Genomic DNA, 18636 nt, shown 5'->3' with positions numbered 1-18636 from the left:
CGCACGCTCGGGCTGTCATCGCGGCATGGCGTCAGGACTACAACGAGCAAAGGCCGCACAGCGCACTGAACTACCTTGCGCCGTCAGAGTTTGCGGCGAAACATCGAGCAACCGCGGATGCTCCTGCCGCTTTCCAGGAGCAGGTTTAAAGGGACTTTGCTAGAAGCCCATTGGCCCTATTGAAGGGGGCAGGTCATCTTGACCAGACGGCTTTGCGGGTTTCACCCATTCCACAAACAAAACTACAAAGAGCGGTAAGGCCGGTGCACACGTACTGGTCGGTCATGGTGGGAGATGTCTAGACATACGTAGATACAGTACCACCGCAACGCGCAAGCGTTGCATGGCTGTCCGAGGTTCTATAGCGACTCGGGACAAACGGCTAGGGGCGAAGAAGGGGTAAGAGGCGTGAACGTTGCAGCTTACTTGCTGGTATTGCTATAGCGGTACAGATGGGTTGATCTTCCCAGATAACGTTAGAAGAGGGTGTCTCAGGGCCACAAGTAAAACCAATTTCCATGGCGGAAGAGGGTTTTGCGAAGCCTTTACTAAAAATTCTGGATGCTGCCCCTTACACACAAACACATAACCCGACACCTGAGCTACTACGCAGCTCAGGGGCATTTAGTTCTCGCACCTGCTTGCTACGCAGCGCCGTTGCTTACGAACTAAATGCTGTTTGCCCAGATATGTTGTTCTGCAAGCACGCGATGCAAGTAGCTGAGTTTCGCCAGAAACGAAGACGCAGCAGAGCAGTTTGTTGCAGCAAGCGACAGCGCAGCGAAAACAAACTCATAGAAGTACGCCGTGAACCTGGTCTTGTGGCCCAAATTACGCCTGAAATCCGGCTACTTCTTCACCTTATCAAGCTGATACTTCAGGGCGGCTCCAATGATGCCGCCCAGCATGGGACCCACCACTGGCATTAATCCAAGCGCAATCGCACTAGCAGCCGCAGTCCATTGCGCATCGCCAACAGGCTCGCGCTTCACCCCCTTCTCAGCAGCAGCCTTCTCCGCTACGTCAACCATCTCCAGAATCTTGGATGGGGAAATACCCAACTTGTCAGAGGCCAACTTCAATTGGTCTGTCGATAGCGAGCTTTCGCCCTTTTCGATACGCGACCAAGTCGAAGGGCCAACACCGGCGGCCTCGGCAAGATCGCTTTGCTTCAACCCCGCAGCCGATCTAATCTGCGCCAGCACGGCACCCAGAATCGCGCCGTATGTAGTCACCGTTTTCATTTCAGACATAGCAAGCCTCGACCATACACATTCGAGAATCATACTGGAATTTTGCGCCAAATACCAATATTCATAAAACGCACATTTGCATACAATACACATTTGCAGTAAATTTCATCTGCCGGTGCGATAGCCGACACCCATGTCCAAGATGTCAGACCATATTGATCACGAAGGAAGCGAAGATGTCCACAAACGAAGATATCGAACAACAAGCACAGGCTGTCATGACGAAGTATGTGCTGGCTGCTTGCGCGACGGGAGCCGTACCTGTGCCTGCAGTGTCGGTCGCGATCATTGCCGAGAACACCCTGATGATCAACCACATCGCGTCCATCTATGGACTCGAAATCAGCTTGCAGACGATTGCTGCATCGTTCGGCACCCTCGGAACCGTCAACATGATTGGTCGTCAGGTTTTTGTCGAGGCGGCACGCTTGCTTAGTTGGGGGGCTGCATTTACTGGCGCTCCGTTGCTCGTCTCCGCATTGGGCGCAGGGACGGCAGGTCTGCAAACCTACTTGCTCGGACTCATTGCCATTGAGATTGCGAAGCGAGGCGGGAAGAAGCTCTCGCAAGACACTACGGTGAATATTGTCCGCAACGGAAAGAAGAGCTTTGAGAGCTTTCGCAAGGCTGCCGCCGCCGCATAAATAGAAATGCAGCGGGCGAGGTTGCAACGCATTTTCTCCTCCTAAGACTACGGCTCGAAAGAGCCCTTGGAAAGCCTGATACGTCACTCGCCCTGCGTATCAGGCTTTTTCCATTTTTGAAGACCAACCATGACAGAACAGTTTCGACGTCATGGCCACCGGCCCGTTCACGCTGCTGGGACGACGTCATGAACTGACCTTCGGCGCGATGATGTCCGACCAGAAGGCCGATGACCGCGAGACGGGCTTCGTCTTCACGCCGACGTCGATCGGTGACTTTTATCGGTGGACCGGCGCGTACCCCGAGCCCGACTGGGCCTCGACACCTTACGCACTCACCAAGACCCACGTGAAGCAGAGCGGCGCTTACGGGGCCGTGCGATGGAACCTTGCCACACCGCTGAAGTTGATCGTGGGTGCACGTCTGAGCAACTACGAAGTTGATCAGGGAACATTCCATTTCAAGCAGACGGCCAAGTTCCTGCCGTACGCGGGCGTGGTCTACGACATTGACGACACCTACTCCGCATACGCCAGCTATACGACGATCTTCAATCCACAGACCTACCGCGACCGAAACGGCAACGTACTCGCGCCGACCTCGGGCAAGAACGCCGAGATCGGCCTGAAAGGGGCGTTTCTCGACGGTCGTCTGAACGCGTCGGTGGCGCTCTTCGACGCGTGGCTCGATAACGTTGCACAGACCGACACCGGCCACTACCTGCCCGACGGCTCACTCGCTTACTACGCGGCAAGCGACACGCGCTCGAAAGGCATCGAACTGGACATCCAGGGCGAGTGGCTTCCCGGATGGAACGTGTATGCCGGGGCGTCGCAATTCACGGCATCGAATGGAGACGGATCGCGACTCAACAGCCAGATTCCGCGTGCGACGGTACGCCTGTTCACGACCTACCGCCTGCCGGGCGCGTGGCACCGCCTGACCGTGGGCGGTGGCGTGAACTGGCAGAGCCGCTTCTCGCAATCGGCACTCGGTCCCAACGGACCGGTGCAGGTCGGACAGGGTGCATACGCCATCGCATCGCTGATGGCCCGCTACGACGTGACATCGAACGCGAGCGTAGCCATCAACGTCAACAACCTCTTCGACAAGCGCTATTACACGATGACGGGCTTCTACAATCAGGCGCTCTATGGCGAGCCGCGCAACGTCATGGTGACGCTGAGCTACAGGATGTGACGGGCGAGGCCACCCGCATGGCGAACCTGTGTCAGGGCACTTGCCGGGTCGGACGAAAGAGAATTTCGTTCACGTCCATATCGTCGGGCTGTGCGATCGCGAACGCGACAGCCCGAGCGAACGAATCGGCCGGAATCGCGGTAGCCCGGTAGAAGTCGTGCATGCCTTGCCGAATATCGGACTCGGTGACGCTGTCTTTCAGTTCGCTATCGACGGCACCCGGGGATACGACGGTCGTCCGGAGATTCCACGGTTTTGTCTCTTGCCGCAATCCTTCGGACAGTGCTCGTACAGCATGCTTCGTGGCGCTGTACACGGTACCGTTGTTCATGACTTTGTGGCCGGCCACGGACGACACGTTCACGAAATGTCCGGACATCTGACGCTGCATATGGGGCAGCGCCGCCGCGATACCGTACATCACCCCTTTGAGGTTCACGTCGACCATGCGATCCCAATCGTCGACGTTCAGACGCGCGAGCGGTGCGAGCGGCATGAGCCCTGCGTTGTTCAGCATGACGTCGATGCGACCGAAGGTTTCGACGGCCGTATCGACGAGACGCGCGACGTCGCTTCGCACGGTGACGTCCGTAGCGACAGCAATCGCGCGATGCTCGGTACGGTTCAACTCGTCCACCAGTACCCCGAGACGGTCCAGTCGACGCGCGCCGAGCACGACATGCGCGCCGCTGGCGCTCAGCAGCCGGGCGGCGGCTTCGCCGAGGCCACTGCTGGCGCCCGTGATAACGACGATCTTGCCCTGAATGTTGGGGTTCATGAGGTTCTCCTGACGTTGTGAGAACCCATTGTAGAAATGGCATTATCAATTCACTAGATACCTATCTATTGATTCGGTAGCAAGTTCAGATTGATACTGGCGCGCAATCACCCTCAGGAGCGTCAGATGAACACCATCGACTTTCGTGCGATCGAGACCTTTGCAAAGGCCATCGAGCTTGGCAGCATTCGTCGCGCGGCGGCCGCGCAGGGGGTCAGTCCGCAGGCCGCGAGTCAGGCACTTGCCGCATTCGAGCTGCGGCTGGGCGTGCGGCTGTTGCATCGGACAACGCGGAGCATCGCACTCACGCACGAGGGACAGGAGTTTCTCGAAGCGGCACAACCGGCACTCGCGGCATTGGAGCGCGTCGTCAATCGGGTTCGTACGGCGAAAGACGAGATTGCCGGGCCGCTGCGTATCGTTGCGCCCAAATACTCGTTTGTGCCGGTGCTCTGGCCACTGATCGATGCCTTTTGCCTGCGCCATCCCGGCATCCAACCGGACGTCAAACTTGATGACCGAATCGGCAACTGGGTAGAGGATCGCGTGGATGTCGGCTTCCGGATCGGCTCTGCCCCGGAAGATGGTGTCGCTGTCCGGCGCCTGTTCGACATGCAATTGATCGCCTGTGCTGCGCCGGCCTATATCGCGAGACATGGCGCACCAAATTCGATCGAGCAGTTAGGCGCGCATCGATGCAGCGTGTTCCGGCACCCCGGTAGCGGTCGCGTGCTGCCCTGGCTGCTGAAGGTTCGGGGCGAAGTCGTCTCGCTAGATGTCTCGCCCTCGTTGTCGACCAACGATGCGCAACTCGAAACCGAAGCGGTCCTCTCGGGGCAGGTGATCGGACTGCTGTCGGGTCTGTCGGCAACGCCATTGATTCGCGCTGGACGACTGGTCCCCATTCTCACCGAACACGTCACCGACCATATGGGCGTACATGTCTATTACGGGAGCCGCACGGCGCAACCGACGCGCGTGCGAGCTTTCATCGATCTGGTCGTGGAACGTCTCGCTGGCGCCACCGACTACGTCATGGACCGGCGCGAACTGACATCGGCCGAGGCGAAGGGGCGCAAGATTCCGCACAAGCCGTGATCCGAGCGCGTGGAACGCAACGCGTGGTCCGTGGCGCGCGGTCGGCATGGGGGACACTCCGGCGCGCGGGCTGATACGCGCGCAAGGCAAATCCACATCGACCGTTGTTACAGTATCCATGCACCGGTTCGTTCTCGCACGGTTCGTCTTGGTGCATGAAGCGCGCGGCTTCGTGCAGCGCTTACGTCCGGCATCGTCAATCCAGCGCAGCGCTCCCTTGCCCCTTATCGCGTCCGACCTCCTCCAGCCGCCTCCTCCCAACCGGCGCGCTCTGCGCCTGCTTTCCTGCCGCGACTCGCCGACCGTCCTCTTACGGCGGGCGTTCGCCCGACGTGTCCAACCGGCTGGCACGTTTAGTGCTTTGTATTCGACGCAACTGGTCGTACCAGTACGACCGGAATTGTCTGCGCCCCACTTGGGAACGCAAGCCCCCTTTTCGTTTTTCGTTGTTGCCTTAGCCAAGGAGTTTGATCGATGCGTGCGTTCCTTCATCAAGCCGGCCGTCGCCGGATGCTGCAAGCGGTGGTCGTTGCGTCGCTGGGAAGTCTGGTGGGCGTCGCCCATGCCGACGTGTTGCAAACCATCGCGAAGACCGGCGTCATCCGCATTGCCATCCCGCAGGATTTCCCGCCGTTCGGCGCGATCGGTACGGACCTCAAGGTTCACGGCTACGACATCGACATGGCAGAGCTGATCGGCAAGGAGATCGGTGCGAAAGTCGAACTCGTGCCGGTCATCAGCACGAACCGGATCGCGTATCTGACCACCGGCAAGGTCGACGTCGTCATTTCGTCGCTCGGGAAGAATGCCGAGCGTGAGAAGGCCATCGATTTCACGAAGGCTTACGCGCCGTTCCCCAAGAGCGTGTACGGCCCGCTGGACATCGTCATCAAGACATCCGCCGACCTCGCGAACAAGACCATCGCCGTGACGCGTGGCTCGACCGAGGATCTGGCGCTCACGGCCGTTGCGCCGCAAAGCGCCAGCATCAAGCGCTATGAGGACAACAACGCTACGGCGGCGTCGTATCTGGCCGGTCAGGTGCAACTGGTCACGCTGGGCAACATCGTCGCGAACGCCGTGCGCGAGAAGAGCAAGCAGCGCGCCTTCGATCTGAAATTCCCGGTCGAGGAAACGCCCTGCTACATCGGCGTCGGCAAGGGAGAGACGGCAATGGTGGCGAAGCTGAACGCGATCATCGACAAGGCGAAGGCAGATGGTCGTCTGAACGCCATGTCGGTCAAATGGATGCAGGCACCGTTGCCGACGGGCTTCTGATGCTTGCGACGCTCGCAACGCGTTAGGTAATCGAACTTAAGTAATTGCGCTTAAACGCGCGCGCAACAAAAAACCCCGCAATGTGGCAACACGCTGCGGGGTTTTGTCCTTGCGTCGCAACGAACGACGCATGGCGAACGACGTGGGATCAGGGCTTCGCTGCCATATCGCCGACCTTCGTGACCAGCCACTTCTCGACCGAAGGGAAGACGAACTTGCTGACGTCGCCGCCCAGTTGGGCAATCTCGCGCACGATCGTGCCCGAGATGAACTGGTATTGATCGGACGGCGTCATGAACATCGTCTCGACGTCGGGCAGCAGGTAGCGGTTCATGCCCGCCATCTGAAACTCGTACTCGAAGTCGGAAACGGCGCGCAGACCGCGCACGATCACGCGCGCCTGATGCTTGCGCACGAAGTCCTTCAGCAAGCCGGAAAACCCTTCGACGCTCACGTTGGGATAGTGCCCCAGCACTTCACGCGCGATGTCGATGCGCTCTTCCAGCGTGAAGAACGGTTTCTTGTTTCGGCTATCGGCCACCCCGACCACGAGCTTGTCGAAAATGCCCGCCGCACGGCGGACCAGATCCTCGTGTCCTCGGGTCAACGGGTCGAACGTCCCCGGATAGATCGCCACTACCATGCCAACGTCTCCTCGCGGCTGGGGACCGATACTGCGTACTTGTTCATTGTGGTCTCTAGGTTTTCGGAATCGATTCAAGCAAATGATAATGCACCGCTCCGGCTTTCGCGCGGCGCACGCATGAGAGATCGAGCGCGGCGAGCGCATCGTCTTCGAGCGGGATGTCGGATTCGGCGTAGATCACACCGTTCGGCGTCAGCAGGCGCGCAGCAGGCGCAAGCAGATCGTTCAGCCAGCCACTCGCGAAGGGCGGATCCAGAAAAACCACATCGAAAACCCCGGGCGAGAGTGTGGTTATCAGACGCCTCGCGTCGGCCTGCACGATCTCGATCTGATTCGCCCCGAGCTTCGCCTGATTGGCACGCAGTTGACGAACGGCGGGCGCGGCGGCCTCGACCATCAACACGCGCTGCGCGCCGCGCGATGCGGCTTCGAAGCCGAGCGCTCCGCTGCCCGCGAAGGCATCCAGACATTGCATGCCCGTCAGGTCCTGCCCGAGCCAGTTGAACAGCGTCTCACGCACGCGGTCGGGCGTGGGGCGCAGGCCGTCGCCTGACGGCACCGGGAGCGGCGTGCGCTTCCACTGGCCGCCGATGATGCGGACCTGTTGCGGCGCGCCGCGTGCGACGTTACCCGGACCGGACTTCATGCCGGACTCCGCAATACCGCCGGATCAGCGGAATCGGACACGCCACAGACGGCGGAAAAATGGGGACGCGCGCGTCGTTGCGCACGCTGAAAATCCAAAATCATGGCAATTCACGCTACATTGTTGAGGCGAAACATACCACATCGCAGGAGACAGCCCGCCCCACCATGACCGATGCCGCCATCGAGGTAACCGAGCTATGCAAGGCCTATGACGGCCGCCCCGTGGTCGATCACCTGTCGCTGCGTGTCGCGCCCGGCGAATGCTTCGGCCTGCTGGGACCGAACGGCGCAGGCAAGACCACCACGTTACGTATGTTGCTCGGGCTGGTCACGCCCGACAGCGGCGAGATCCGTCTCGGCGGCCTACCCGTGCCGCAACAGGCACCGCAAGCCCGCCGGCGCGTCGGTGTCGTCCCCCAGTTCGACAATCTCGACCCCGACTTCACCGTACGCGAGAATCTGGCCGTCTTCGGACGCTATTTCGGACTCTCCTCTGCCGACATCAAGGAGCGCGTCCCCGCGCTGCTGGCCTTCGCGCGCCTCGAATCGAAGGCCGATGCCCGCGTGGGACAACTCTCGGGCGGCATGAAGCGACGCCTCACATTGGCCCGCGCCCTCATCAACAACCCCGATGTGCTGGTGCTCGACGAGCCGACCACCGGGCTCGATCCGCAAGCCCGCCATCTGATCTGGGAGCGGCTCAAATCGCTGATGAACGAGGGCAAGACGATTCTGCTGACGACACATTTCATGGAGGAAGCCGAGCGCCTGTGCCACCGGCTCTGTGTCATCGATGCCGGACGTAAGATCGCCGAAGGCACGCCACCGGAACTGGTCGCGCGCGAGATCGGTTGCGATGTCGTGGAAGTGTTCGGCGATGTGCCGCAGCCGCTGCTCGCAAGCCTGGCGCCGTTCGCCGAGCGCATCGAAACCAGCGGCGAGACGCACTTCTGCTACGTTCGCGACGCCACGCCTGTCGTGAACGCGTTACGCGACCAGCCCGGCGTTCGTTATCTGCACCGTCACGCCAATCTGGAAGACGTCTTCCTCAAGCTCACCGGACGGGAGATGCGCGATGACTGAGCACGATCGACGCGAGACCACGGCGAGCCCCGATACGTCGGCCATGACCTCGACCGAAGCGCCGCCGCGCACGACAGCACCACGCGGCATGCGGCCCGACGCACCGCGCTATCTGCCGGGCGTTACGCCCTGGATGGGCGTGTGGCGGCGTAACTTCCTCGTCTGGCGCAAGCTCGCCATTGCCTCGATGTTCGGCAATCTGGCGGACCCCATGATCTATCTGTTCGGGCTGGGGTTCGGGCTGGGCATGATGGTCGGCGACGTCGACGGCACGTCGTACATCGCGTTTCTGGCCGCAGGCACCGTGGGGTCCAGCGTGATGTTTTCCGCGAGCTTCGAGTCGATGTATTCGGGCTTCTCGCGCATGCACGTGCAGCGCACCTGGGAAGCCCTGATGCACACGCCGCTCACGCTCGGCGACGTTGTGCTCGGCGAGGTGGTCTGGGCGGCGAGCAAGGCGGTACTCTCGGGCGTGGCGATTCTGTTCGTGGCGAGTGTGCTCGGCTATGCGCGCGTCGAGAGTCTGGCGGTCGTACTGCCCGCAGTGCTGCTGGCCGGTCTGGCGTTCGCCAGTCTGGCGATGGTGATGACGGCACTCGCGCCAAGCTACGATTTCTTCATGTTCTATCAAACGCTCGTGATGACACCGATGCTGCTGCTCTCGGGCGTGTTCTTCCCCTTGTCGCAACTGCCGGCCGCAGCACGTCACATCACCGAGTGGCTGCCGCTCGCGCACGCCGTGGCGCTGATTCGCCCTGCAATGCTCGGACGCGCCATCGACCAGCCGTGGCTGCACGCCGGTGCCCTGGCGATCTACGCCGTGGTCGGCTTCGCGGTGGCGCTGGTATTGCTGCGGCGGCGGATTCTTCGATGAGGGGAGCAATGAGGAAACCATCGGGGAGCGACCGGGAGCGATGGCGCGCGATCGCCTGCAACCGCGCGTCATCCTCACCTGCTCATTTAGCGGCTCACTTAGCGGCTCACTGACCTGGTCACTTCGCCGCCTTGTTCGCGACGGGCGTAGCGCTCGGTGCGGCAGCACCGGCGCTCGCCGCGCCGAAGACATTGCTCGGCCCCACCACGACAGTCGCAAGACGATCCGGCTGCACGTGACGTGCGAAGGCTTCCTTCACCTGCGCAGCAGTCACGGCCTCGACCTTGCTCGTCCACGTATCGAGATAGTCCAGCGGCAGGTTGTAGAAGCCGATGGCCGCCACGTTCGCCAACAGCTTGCGGTTGCTGTCGAGTCGCAGCGGGAACCCGTTGGTCAGGTTGTCCTTCGCGGCCTTCATCTCCTCGTCGGTCGGTCCGTTCTGCACGAACTCGGCCAGCGTCTCACGCACGACTTTGAGGGCTTCCGGCGCCTGCTCGCGACGCGTCTGCAAGTTGATCTCGAACGGCCCTTCCTGCAACTGCGGAACGAACCCGCTCGACACGCCATACGTCAGACCGCGCTTTTCTCGCACTTCGGCCGTCAGACGCGACACGAACCCGCCACCGCCCAGCACGTAATTCCCCACGAGCAACGGGAAGTAGTCGGGGTCGCTGCGCGCCATCGACGCCTGTCCCGTCGCAATATGGGCCTGCTCGGCCGGATGCGGCAAGTCGATCTGCACAGCACTGCGCAATGCGGCGACCGGCGGCATCTTCGGCGGCACGACGCCGGCAGGCATCGCATCGGTCAGTTGCGCGACGAGCTTCTCCGCCTGCGCACGATCGATGTCCCCGACGATGGAGACGACGGCCCGCTTCGGGCTGTACATGTCGCGATAGAAGCGCAGCAGATCGTCACGCTTGACTGCGTTCACGCTGGCGACCGTCGGCGTCACGCCGTACGGATGGCTGCCATAGATCGCGCTGCGGAACGCCTTCTCGGCGATGGCTTCCGGCTTCGTGTCCGCTTCGGCAATCGCCGACGACAGCCGTGCGGTCTCGCGCTTGAGCACCGCATCAGGGAACGTGGGATGTTGCAGGAACTGCGCCAGCGTACTCACGGCGGCATCACGCTCGGCCGCCGAAGACAGCGTGCGGATGGTGATGGTCGCGGCGTCGCGTCCGGCGCTCGTTCCCTCCATGGCCCCCACGTCGGCGAAACGGTCGGCAATCTGCGCCTCGCTCAGCGCGGGACGTCCGCCCGTGGCCGCAGCGCCCGAGTCGAGCAACCCGGCCGTGAGCAACGCCAGCCCCGACTTGCCCGGCGGGTCGTAACGGCTACCGGCGTCAAAGTCGATGTTCAGGTCGATCATCGGAATGGAGCGGCTCTCCACGAGCATCACCTTGGCGCCGGACGGCGCGATCCAGCTCTGGATCGGCAACGCGGCACTCGCCGTGAGCGGCACAAGGCCCACCAGCGCACCCGCAGCCACAGACGCCACGGAAGCCGTCAATCCCGTTCGCGCGGGCACGGAGAACGCACGCAACAGTGCGGAAATTTTCATCATTGTGTGGCCCTCTCAGCGCATGTTCTTCAGGTCTTCCGCCCCTTGGGCGCGGCGCTTGCGTGTCGCCTCGTCGATGGGCTGCGGCACCAGCGTCGCTACCGTCAACGATTCGTCGCCGAAGTACTTGCCGGCCACGGCCTGCACTTGCGCGGGCGTTACCGCCTTCACCTTCTCCAGCATGCGGTCGATCTGACGCCACGAAATCCCCGACATCTCGTTAAGACCGATTTCCATCGCCTGCCCGAAGACCGAATCGCGCTTGTAGATCTGCGACGCAATCACCTGCGCCTTCACGCGCTTGAGTTCGGCTTCCGTCACGCCATGCGCTGCGATGTCGGCCACTTGTGCGCGCAAAGCCTTCTCGATCTGCTCGGGGGTTTTGCCCTGCGCAGGCGTGGCATCCATGATGAAGAACTGCGGGCCGCGACCCACGCCGTCATAGCTCGCCCCGACATCGTTCGCAATGCGCTGCTCGCGCACCAGACGACTCGTCAGACGCGCATTGCCGTAACCGTCGAGCACGGCGGAGAGCACTTGCAGCGCATAGACGTCGTCATCCTTCTCGACATCGTTCAGGCGCGGTGCGCGCCACGCGAGCATCACGTTCGGGTTCTCCGCGGGCGCCTTCACGAACACACGACGCACCCCGATCTGTGCCGGCTCGTTCTGCGGCCGACGCTCGGGTAGCGTGTGCGACTTGATCGGACCGTAATACTTTTCCGCGAGCGCCTTGACCTGTGCCGGGTCCACATCCCCGCTCACGACGACCACGGCGTTGTTCGGGGCGTACCAGCGTTCATACCAGTCGCGGGTGTCCTGCACGGTCATGTGCTGAAGATCGTCCATCCAGCCGACGATCGGGCGACGGTACGGATTCGCAACGAGCGCGGTGGCCATCAGTTGCTCGTAGAGCAGCGCGCGCGGCTGGTCGTCCGTGCGAAGACGGCGTTCCTCCATCACGACCTGGATCTCTTTGGCGAACTCGTCGGCGGACAGCGTCAGATTGGCCATACGATCGGCTTCGAGACGCATCATCTCCGGCAGACGCGACTTCTCCGTCTGCTCGAAGTACCCGGTGTAGTCCTTGCTGGTGAAGGCGTTCTCCCGGCCGCCGAGCGCGGCGACCTGTCGCGAGAACTGGCCCGCACCGACGGTCTTGGTGCCCTTGAACATCATGTGTTCGAGCGCGTGCGCAACGCCGGTGGTGCCATTGAACTCGTCGAGCGACCCGGCGCGATACCAGACCACGTGGGCGACCGTCGGTGCCCGGTGATCTTCGCGCACGATCAGCCGCAGGCCGTTCGAGAGCGTGAATTCCGAAGTGTTGTCCGTCGTCTTGCTGCCGCCATTGCCAACGGTGTCGGCGGCGTAGCCCAGGCTCATCACACCCGCCAGAGCCAGTCCGGCAAAGGCGTGTCGCCAGCGCATGGTTCCCGTCATGGATCCCCTTTCGCCCGTCATGGACGTCGATTCGCGTCTGATAAAATACGTCGCATTTCCCGCGTCGGAAACAACGACCCGCCCATTGTAGGGCGTTTTGTGCGACGCGAATGGCACGACAATTCTTAGCCGCACGCCGATAGCGCGCCCCCACGTCGAGTTCTTCACCCCATGTTCAGTTTCTTCAAGCGCTTCAAGTCGGGCGGTAACAAGGCCGCCGAGACGAGCCCGGCACCGACCGAATCGCAAGCCTCCCCCGACGCCGAAACGCCCGTCGCGTCGCCCGCTGCCCCCTCTGCGCCGTCAGCGCCGCCCGCACAGCCGCCGCAGGCAAGCACGCCCCCGGCCGTGGAAACGGCGCCGGTCCAGCCTGCCGCGCCGACACCGGCCACGCGCGCCGTCGAGGCCGCACCGGCCGCTCAGCCCGTGCCGCCCGTTGCAGAGCCCACGCCTGCTGCCCCCGTGGCTCCCGTAGCGGCGCCCGTGGAAAATGCGGCGCCGTCCGAGCCGGCTCAGGCTAATTTCCCAACGCCTGCCGCGCCGGTCGAAGCCGTACCCGCCGTGACGCCGCACATCGCGGAAACACGGGCGCCTGAACCTGTGCCTACACCGGCACCGGCCGAAGCGGCTGAGGCGGCTGAGGCGGTTCAAGCCGCCGCCCCGATCGAAGCGGCCGAAGCCATCGATCCTCCCGCCCCCGCGCCGGCCCCTGTGGTCGTCAAGGATTCTCAGGGCGAAGCCATCGGCGAAATCGTCGCCGCACCTGCCCCGGCACCGGCCGCCAAGCGTTCGTGGCTCACCCGCCTGAAAGCCGGTCTGTCGAAGACGAGCGCCGGCCTTACCGGCATCTTCGTCGGCGTGAAGGTCGACGAGAATCTGTTCGAAGAACTCGAAGGCGCGCTGCTGATGAGCGATGCGGGCGTGGAAGCCACCACGTTCCTGCTCGACGCCCTGCGCAAGAAGGTCAAGACCGAGCGTCTGACGGAAGGCGAACAGGTCAAGCGCGCGCTGCACGACCTCCTGGTCGAGCTGCTGCGCCCGCTGGAGCAAAGCCTCGTGCTGGGCCGCGAGGCCCCCATGGTCGTGATGATTGCGGGCGTGAACGGCGCGGGCAAGACGACCAGCATCGGCAAGCTCGCCAAGCATTTCCAGCACTACGGCCAGTCCGTGCTGCTCGCCGCCGGGGACACGTTCCGTGCCGCCGCTCGCGAGCAACTGGCGATCTGGGGCGAGCGTAACAACGTGGCCGTGGTCGCACAGGAAAGCGGCGATCCGGCCGCCGTCGTGTTCGACGCCGTAAGCGCTGCGCGCGCCCGCAAGATCGACATCGTGATGGCGGACACGGCAGGCCGTCTGCCCACGCAGTTGCATCTGATGGAAGAGCTCAAGAAGATCAAGCGCGTGCTGGGCAAGGCCGCCGACGGCGCGCCGCACGAAGTGCTGCTCGTGATCGACGCGAATACCGGCCAGAACGCACTCGCGCAGGTCAAGGCGTTCGACGACGCGCTGACGCTCACCGGCCTCATCGTGACGAAGCTCGACGGCACCGCCAAGGGCGGCATTCTGGCGGCCATTGCACGTCAGCGTCCGGTGCCGGTGTACTTCATCGGCGTGGGCGAGAAGGTCGAAGACCTGCAACCGTTCTCGGCACGCGAATTCGCCGACGCGTTGCTCGGATAAGTGTCGTCAGCGTCATAAGCATCCCCGGCGCGCACAAGCGCCTGCAAAAAACGAACGGCCCGCACACTTTCGTGGCGGGCCGTTCGTTTTTCATCCCTCAACCGTCGTTACATCTGCTGCGCGACGAGCCCTGCGCATAGCCCCCACATCATCAGGCCGACGAAGCCGTCGAGGATCTGCCACGCGCGAGCGCGCGAGAACAGCGGCGCCAGCAACCGCGCGCCGTAGCCCAGCGTCGTGAACCAGAGCACGGACGCGATCATCGCACCGCCGGCAAACCACACGTTGGCGGGCGCCGTCTCACGCGCCCCGATGCCGCCGAGCAGAATCACCGTGTCAAGGTACACGTGCGGATTAAGCAGCGAGAGCATCAGCACGAGCACGACTGCGCGCTGCCACGTCATGTTCTGCGTGGCAGCCTTGCTGCCGTCCGCCTGCAACGCCCCCACGCCACGAAACGCTGCACGCCACGCGCGCAAGCCGTAGAGAAACAGGAACGCCGCACCGCCCCACGTCACGATCGTGATGAAGCTCGGATACGCGGCGATGATGCCGCCCATGCCGGCCACGCCCGCTGCGATCAGCACCATGTCGCAGATCGCGCAGACCGTCACCACCACGCCTACGTGACGCTTCAGAATCCCCTGACGCAATACGAATGCATTCTGTGCACCGATTGCCATGATGAGGCTGGCGCCGAGCGCCATGCCCCGCCAGAAAGCCGGATCGATCATCGAGTTGCGTACTCTCTCACTCTGCGTCGGGTTGGGCTTCAGGCGCCGCGCGCTGGAACGCTTCGAGCGTGGCGCAGTGTGCGTCGATGGCCGCAATGCGCGGGTACGGCGTGAGGTCCACCTTGAAGCGTCTGGCGTTGTAGATCTGCGGGATGAGGCAGCAGTCCGCAAGCGTCGGCGTGTCGCCGAGCACGAACTTGCCCGGTGCCTTCTGCGCCGCGAGGCGCGCTTCGAGTGCCGTGAAGCCTTCCACGATCCAGTGCACGTACCAGGCGTTCTTCTGCTCCTCCGTCACGCCCATGTCGTGCTTGAGGAAACGCAGCACGCGCAGGTTGTCGATCGGATGGATGTCGGCCGCGATGTCCAGCGCCAGCGCACGCACCTGTGCACGTGCGACAGGGTCTGCCGGCAAGAGGGCGGGCGTGGGATGCACGTCTTCCAGATACTCGATGATGGCGAGCGACTGGTGGATGTTCACGTCGCCGTCGACGAACGTCGGCACCAGCGCATTGACGTTGAGCGCGCGGTAGGCCGGCTTGAGCTGTTCACCGCCGTCGCGTACCAGATGCACCGGTACGGTGTCGTAGTCGAGCCCCTTCAGGTTCAGAGCGATACGCACCCGATACGCGGCGGAACTGCGGAAATAGCTGTACAGCGTGGACATGGCAGACCTCGAAAGCGGAAATGGGGGAGATGCGTGGGCCGTACCCGGCGTCAGACGTCGCATCCGAACCCGAGATGGTACTGCAAGCGCTCGCCCCGATGACACATGATTGCGTATGATGGATGCATCCTCGCATCCGTCCACGAACGTCGACAGAAACGTCATGACCTCCGCTGCCCCATTTGCCTGCGCCCCGCTGCTCAAGATCATCGCCCGTGGCGCCAAGGGTGCCCGCGCACTGAGCGCCGACGAAACCCGCACGCTGTTCGACGCCATCCTCGCCGGACGCGTGTCGCCCGCCGAGCTGGGCGGCGTGCTGATCGCGTATCGCATCAAGGGCGAGACCCCCGTCGAACTGCGCGCCATGCTCGACGCGGCGCATGCCACCTTCACGCCGCTCGTCGCACCGACCGACGCGCCGCCTCCCGTGCTCCTGCCCAGCTACAACGGCGCGCGAAAACAGCCGAATCTGACGCCCCTGCTGGCATTGTTGCTCGCACGCGAGGGCATCCCGGTGCTGGTCCACGGGCAACATCACAGCGGGGTGAATCGCGTCGGCACGCAAGCGATTTTTGCGGAACTGGGACATCACGCGTGCGGCTCGGCCGCCGAAGCCGAAGCGGCGCTGCGCGCCCGGCGCGTCGCCTATCTGCCGATCGCCGCGCTCTCGCCCGCGCTGGAACGCCTGCTGGAGATGCGCGCACCGCTGGGCGTACGCAATTCTGGGCATACGGTCGTGAAGCTGTTGCAACCGTTCGCCGGACCGGCGCTGCGTCTGGTGAACTACACCCATCCGGAGTATCGGGAGACGTTGGGCGAGATGTTCGCCGACGCTGCCAACAGCGCCGCCCCGGGCGTGCTGCTCGCTCGCGGCACCGAAGGCGAACCTGTCGCCGACGCCCGGCGTCAGACCGCCATCGAGGGCTTCTCGGACGGCACCTACCGTCTGTGGCAATCGGCCGAGGAAGGCGCCACCGGCACGCCGCCGTCACTCCCTGCCGCCGGCGCGCCGGCCACCGCCCGGTGGATCGAGGCCGTGCTCGCGGACGACGTTCCGGTGCCCGCCCCGATCGCCCGTCAAGTCGAAGTGATTTGTCAGGCACTCGGGACTACAGGGTGATCGGCGGCGCCGCGGCGCGATCTGGCGCCCGGCATCGACGATACCGACGATACCGACCGTCGTAGCGGCTTGGCGTCGCTACGTGAGACAGGTTTCCTACCGCGCCCCTGCATTACGCCCGCAACGTCGGCTATTCGCTCGAATTCCGACGCAAACGCGAAATACCTAAGAAAAATCCGATTTTTTCGGAACAATTCATCCCGAAAGCCATCAAATCTTCTGTTTTGGAGAGGACGCCCGATCCGTGTCGGGCGAGAGGCGGGTGACGCAGCAACCCATGGGAAGCATGGAAAAGCGCCGCCGGAGATGTCAGTCCGACGGCGCCATGCGGGTCGCCTGCCACGAGATCAGATGCCAGACACCGGCTTCGAGCACATGCACGGCGGTGTAGACCATCTGAGAGTTGAGTGAGCCGGTCGCGGTTTCCAGCTCGACGTCGAGTTTGCCAGTCACGACGACCGTGTCGCCGAATTCGCGTAGCTCCTGGGAAGTGACATCGATGGCGGCGTATTTCCGGCGGCCCGAGCTGAGGGCGTTGAGAAATTCGCCTTTCGACTCGCGTTTGCCGTTCGAATGGACGTAGAACAGACCATCCGCAAGGTGCGTTTCGAGCACGTCGATATTGCCGTCGATCATCGCCTCGAAGCGCGCCGATTCGCGTCGCCGCACCTCGTCAATGTGCTTGCCAGCCATGCTGATCCTCCCGTCTTCGCCATCACTATTCGCTCGCGGCTTGGGTTGCAATTTACACCATCCGAGTCACGTTTGCGCCAGTGACTTCTCCCGTTTGACGGGGGGTGCTGGAAAACCCCGAGACACCGGAAACTTCCCGCCCGGTAAGGGTTCTAACGTCTTTAGCACTCATCGAAAGAGAGTGCTAAAATGCTTTCCCAGAGGCTAACCAGGAGTCCACCACTTGAGTACTGCCGCCAACAAGCATCCGACGACGCCGGCCACCGGCACGGCGCCGAATTCGCGTGCCCTCGCTCTTGCCCCGTCGGCGTTGATGCTGCCGGGCAGTCTGGGCAATATCGACAGCTATATTCAGGCTGTCCATCGCATTCCCATGCTTTCCGCCGAGGAAGAGCAGTCGCTCGCCAAGCGTCTGCGTGAAAAAGACGACCTCGAAGCCGCTCGTCAGCTCGTGCTCTCGCACCTGCGTCTGGTGGTCTCGATCGCGCGTAACTACCTCGGTTACGGCCTGCCGCATGCGGACCTGATTCAGGAAGGCAATATCGGCCTGATGAAGGCCGTCAAGCGCTTCGACCCGACGCAGGGTGTCCGGCTCGTGTCGTACGCCATGCACTGGATCAAGGCCGAGATTCACGAATACGTGTTGAAGAACTGGCGCACGGTCAAGGTCGCCACGACCAAGGCGCAGCGCAAGCTGTTCTTCAACCTGCGCAGCCAGAAGCAGGGCCTTCAGGCCTTCACGCCGGAAGAGATCGATCAGGTCGCCCGCGATCTGAACGTCAAGCGTGAAGACGTCATCGAGATGGAAACCCGCATGTCGGGCGGCGATATCGCGCTCGAAGGTCATAGCGACGACGGCGACAGCGCAAGCTTCGCCCCGATCGCCTATCTGGCCGACTCCCATCAGGAGCCGACCGCCGTGATCGCAGCGCGCGAGCGCGACCATCTGCAAAGCGATGGTCTGCAAACGGCGCTCGGCCGTCTCGACCCGCGTAGCCGCCGCATCATCGAAGCGCGCTGGCTGTCGGTCGCCGACGACGGCAGCGGTGGCGCCACGTTGCACGAGCTGGCTGACGAATTCGGCGTGTCCGCCGAGCGCATCCGCCAGATCGAAGTGGCCGCGATGAAGAAGATGAAGGGTGCACTGCAAGCGTACGCCTGATGGCGGCGCGCCTGACGATGTGACGATGCACGCGTAACACCCGAGTCGGGGACGTCCCAGGCAACACGCGACA

At 62.9% G+C, this 18636-nt stretch carries 19 protein-coding genes; 10 read left to right on the top strand and 9 right to left on the bottom strand.

Translation table 11 applies throughout. The features are described 5' to 3' along the window. Positions 1-149, top strand: a 149-nt coding sequence (locus C5N93_RS22185) for a transposase (protein ID WP_242558397.1), incomplete at its 5' end; no start/stop codon positions are given. A gap of 699 nt (positions 150-848) precedes the next feature. Here the strand turns inward: C5N93_RS22185 and C5N93_RS22180 are convergent. Then, complete coding sequence (locus C5N93_RS22180) at positions 849-1253, bottom strand: helix-turn-helix transcriptional regulator (RefSeq protein ID WP_242560910.1); 405 nt, start codon at positions 1251-1253, stop codon at positions 849-851. A 155-nt stretch (positions 1254-1408) separates the two neighbouring features. On the opposite strand from C5N93_RS22180, the gene C5N93_RS22175 reads away from it, so the two are divergent. Then, positions 1409-1897, top strand: coding sequence for a DUF697 domain-containing protein (locus C5N93_RS22175; RefSeq protein WP_277990385.1), 489 nt, complete (start codon positions 1409-1411; stop codon positions 1895-1897). Positions 1898-2048: 151 nt separating this feature from the next. Beyond that, positions 2049-3098 carry a TonB-dependent receptor gene (locus tag C5N93_RS22170; protein ID WP_242560908.1) on the top strand — a complete coding sequence of 350 codons (1050 nt, stop codon included), beginning with the start codon at positions 2049-2051 and terminating at the stop codon, positions 3096-3098. A 31-nt stretch (positions 3099-3129) separates the two neighbouring features. Here the strand turns inward: C5N93_RS22170 and C5N93_RS22165 are convergent, their stop codons facing one another. Further along, positions 3130-3876 (bottom strand): SDR family oxidoreductase, encoded by a 747-nt coding sequence (locus tag C5N93_RS22165; RefSeq protein WP_242560907.1) that lies wholly within the window; start codon positions 3874-3876, stop codon positions 3130-3132. A 126-nt stretch (positions 3877-4002) separates the two neighbouring features. Here C5N93_RS22165 and C5N93_RS22160 point away from each other — a divergent pair, with 126 nt between their 5' ends. Continuing rightward, entirely contained in the window at positions 4003-4974 is a 972-nt protein-coding gene (locus tag C5N93_RS22160; RefSeq protein ID WP_242560906.1) for a LysR family transcriptional regulator, read from the top strand. Between the two features lie 474 nt (positions 4975-5448). Further along, positions 5449-6252, top strand: coding sequence for a transporter substrate-binding domain-containing protein (locus C5N93_RS22155; RefSeq protein WP_242560905.1), 804 nt, complete (start codon positions 5449-5451; stop codon positions 6250-6252). 148 nt (positions 6253-6400) lie between these two features. Here the strand turns inward: C5N93_RS22155 and coaD are convergent, their stop codons facing one another. After that, positions 6401-6895, bottom strand: a complete 495-nt coding sequence (coaD, locus tag C5N93_RS22150; protein WP_069340341.1) for a pantetheine-phosphate adenylyltransferase — start codon at positions 6893-6895, stop codon at positions 6401-6403. Between the two features lie 55 nt (positions 6896-6950). Beyond that, complete coding sequence (gene rsmD, locus C5N93_RS22145; RefSeq protein WP_242560904.1) at positions 6951-7544, bottom strand: 16S rRNA (guanine(966)-N(2))-methyltransferase RsmD; 594 nt, start codon at positions 7542-7544, stop codon at positions 6951-6953. A 167-nt stretch (positions 7545-7711) separates the two neighbouring features. Between rsmD and nodI the strand changes: the two genes are divergently transcribed. Both nodI and C5N93_RS22135 read left to right on the top strand, forming a co-directional pair. Beyond that, complete coding sequence (gene nodI / locus C5N93_RS22140) at positions 7712-8629, top strand: nodulation factor ABC transporter ATP-binding protein NodI (RefSeq protein WP_242560903.1); 918 nt, start codon at positions 7712-7714, stop codon at positions 8627-8629. Positions 8630-8717: 88 nt separating this feature from the next. Continuing rightward, positions 8718-9503: an ABC transporter permease gene (locus tag C5N93_RS22135; protein ID WP_174980962.1), complete on the top strand. Its 786-nt coding sequence runs from the start codon at positions 8718-8720 to the stop codon at positions 9501-9503. Positions 9504-9621: 118 nt separating this feature from the next. On the opposite strand, the gene C5N93_RS22130 is transcribed toward C5N93_RS22135, so the two are convergent. Together C5N93_RS22130 and C5N93_RS22125 are read right to left on the bottom strand one after the other, a co-directional pair. Then, positions 9622-11070 carry a pitrilysin family protein gene (locus tag C5N93_RS22130; protein WP_242560902.1) on the bottom strand — a complete coding sequence of 483 codons (1449 nt, stop codon included), beginning with the start codon at positions 11068-11070 and terminating at the stop codon, positions 9622-9624. 12 nt (positions 11071-11082) lie between these two features. Next, positions 11083-12453, bottom strand: coding sequence for a pitrilysin family protein (locus C5N93_RS22125; protein ID WP_242560945.1), 1371 nt, complete (start codon positions 12451-12453; stop codon positions 11083-11085). Positions 12454-12681: 228 nt separating this feature from the next. Between C5N93_RS22125 and ftsY the strand changes: the two genes are divergently transcribed. Further along, positions 12682-14190: a signal recognition particle-docking protein FtsY gene (ftsY, locus tag C5N93_RS22120; RefSeq protein WP_242560901.1), complete on the top strand. Its 1509-nt coding sequence runs from the start codon at positions 12682-12684 to the stop codon at positions 14188-14190. A gap of 107 nt (positions 14191-14297) precedes the next feature. Here the strand turns inward: ftsY and C5N93_RS22115 are convergent, their stop codons facing one another. Further along, positions 14298-14924, bottom strand: a complete 627-nt coding sequence (locus C5N93_RS22115) for a LysE/ArgO family amino acid transporter (RefSeq protein ID WP_069340346.1) — start codon at positions 14922-14924, stop codon at positions 14298-14300. 16 nt (positions 14925-14940) lie between these two features. Continuing rightward, a complete protein-coding gene (maiA, locus tag C5N93_RS22110) occupies positions 14941-15588 on the bottom strand; it encodes a maleylacetoacetate isomerase (protein ID WP_150721023.1) in 648 nt (215 codons plus the stop codon). A gap of 163 nt (positions 15589-15751) precedes the next feature. Here maiA and ybiB point away from each other — a divergent pair, with 163 nt between their 5' ends. After that, a complete protein-coding gene (gene ybiB / locus C5N93_RS22105; RefSeq protein WP_242560900.1) occupies positions 15752-16708 on the top strand; it encodes a DNA-binding protein YbiB in 957 nt (318 codons plus the stop codon). A gap of 309 nt (positions 16709-17017) precedes the next feature. Here ybiB and C5N93_RS22100 read toward each other — a convergent pair whose 3' ends face one another. After that, positions 17018-17401 carry a nuclear transport factor 2 family protein gene (locus C5N93_RS22100; RefSeq protein ID WP_242560899.1) on the bottom strand — a complete coding sequence of 128 codons (384 nt, stop codon included), beginning with the start codon at positions 17399-17401 and terminating at the stop codon, positions 17018-17020. Between the two features lie 313 nt (positions 17402-17714). Here C5N93_RS22100 and rpoH point away from each other — a divergent pair, with 313 nt between their 5' ends. After that, entirely contained in the window at positions 17715-18563 is an 849-nt protein-coding gene (gene rpoH / locus C5N93_RS22095; protein WP_240493420.1) for an RNA polymerase sigma factor RpoH, read from the top strand. The last annotated feature ends 73 nt before the right edge of the window (positions 18564-18636 follow it).

This window comes from Pandoraea sp. LA3 (assembly GCF_022696215.1).
GTDB classification, from domain to species: domain Bacteria; phylum Pseudomonadota; class Gammaproteobacteria; order Burkholderiales; family Burkholderiaceae; genus Pandoraea; species Pandoraea capi.
This window is presented reverse-complemented; position numbering and strand designations above follow the sequence as displayed.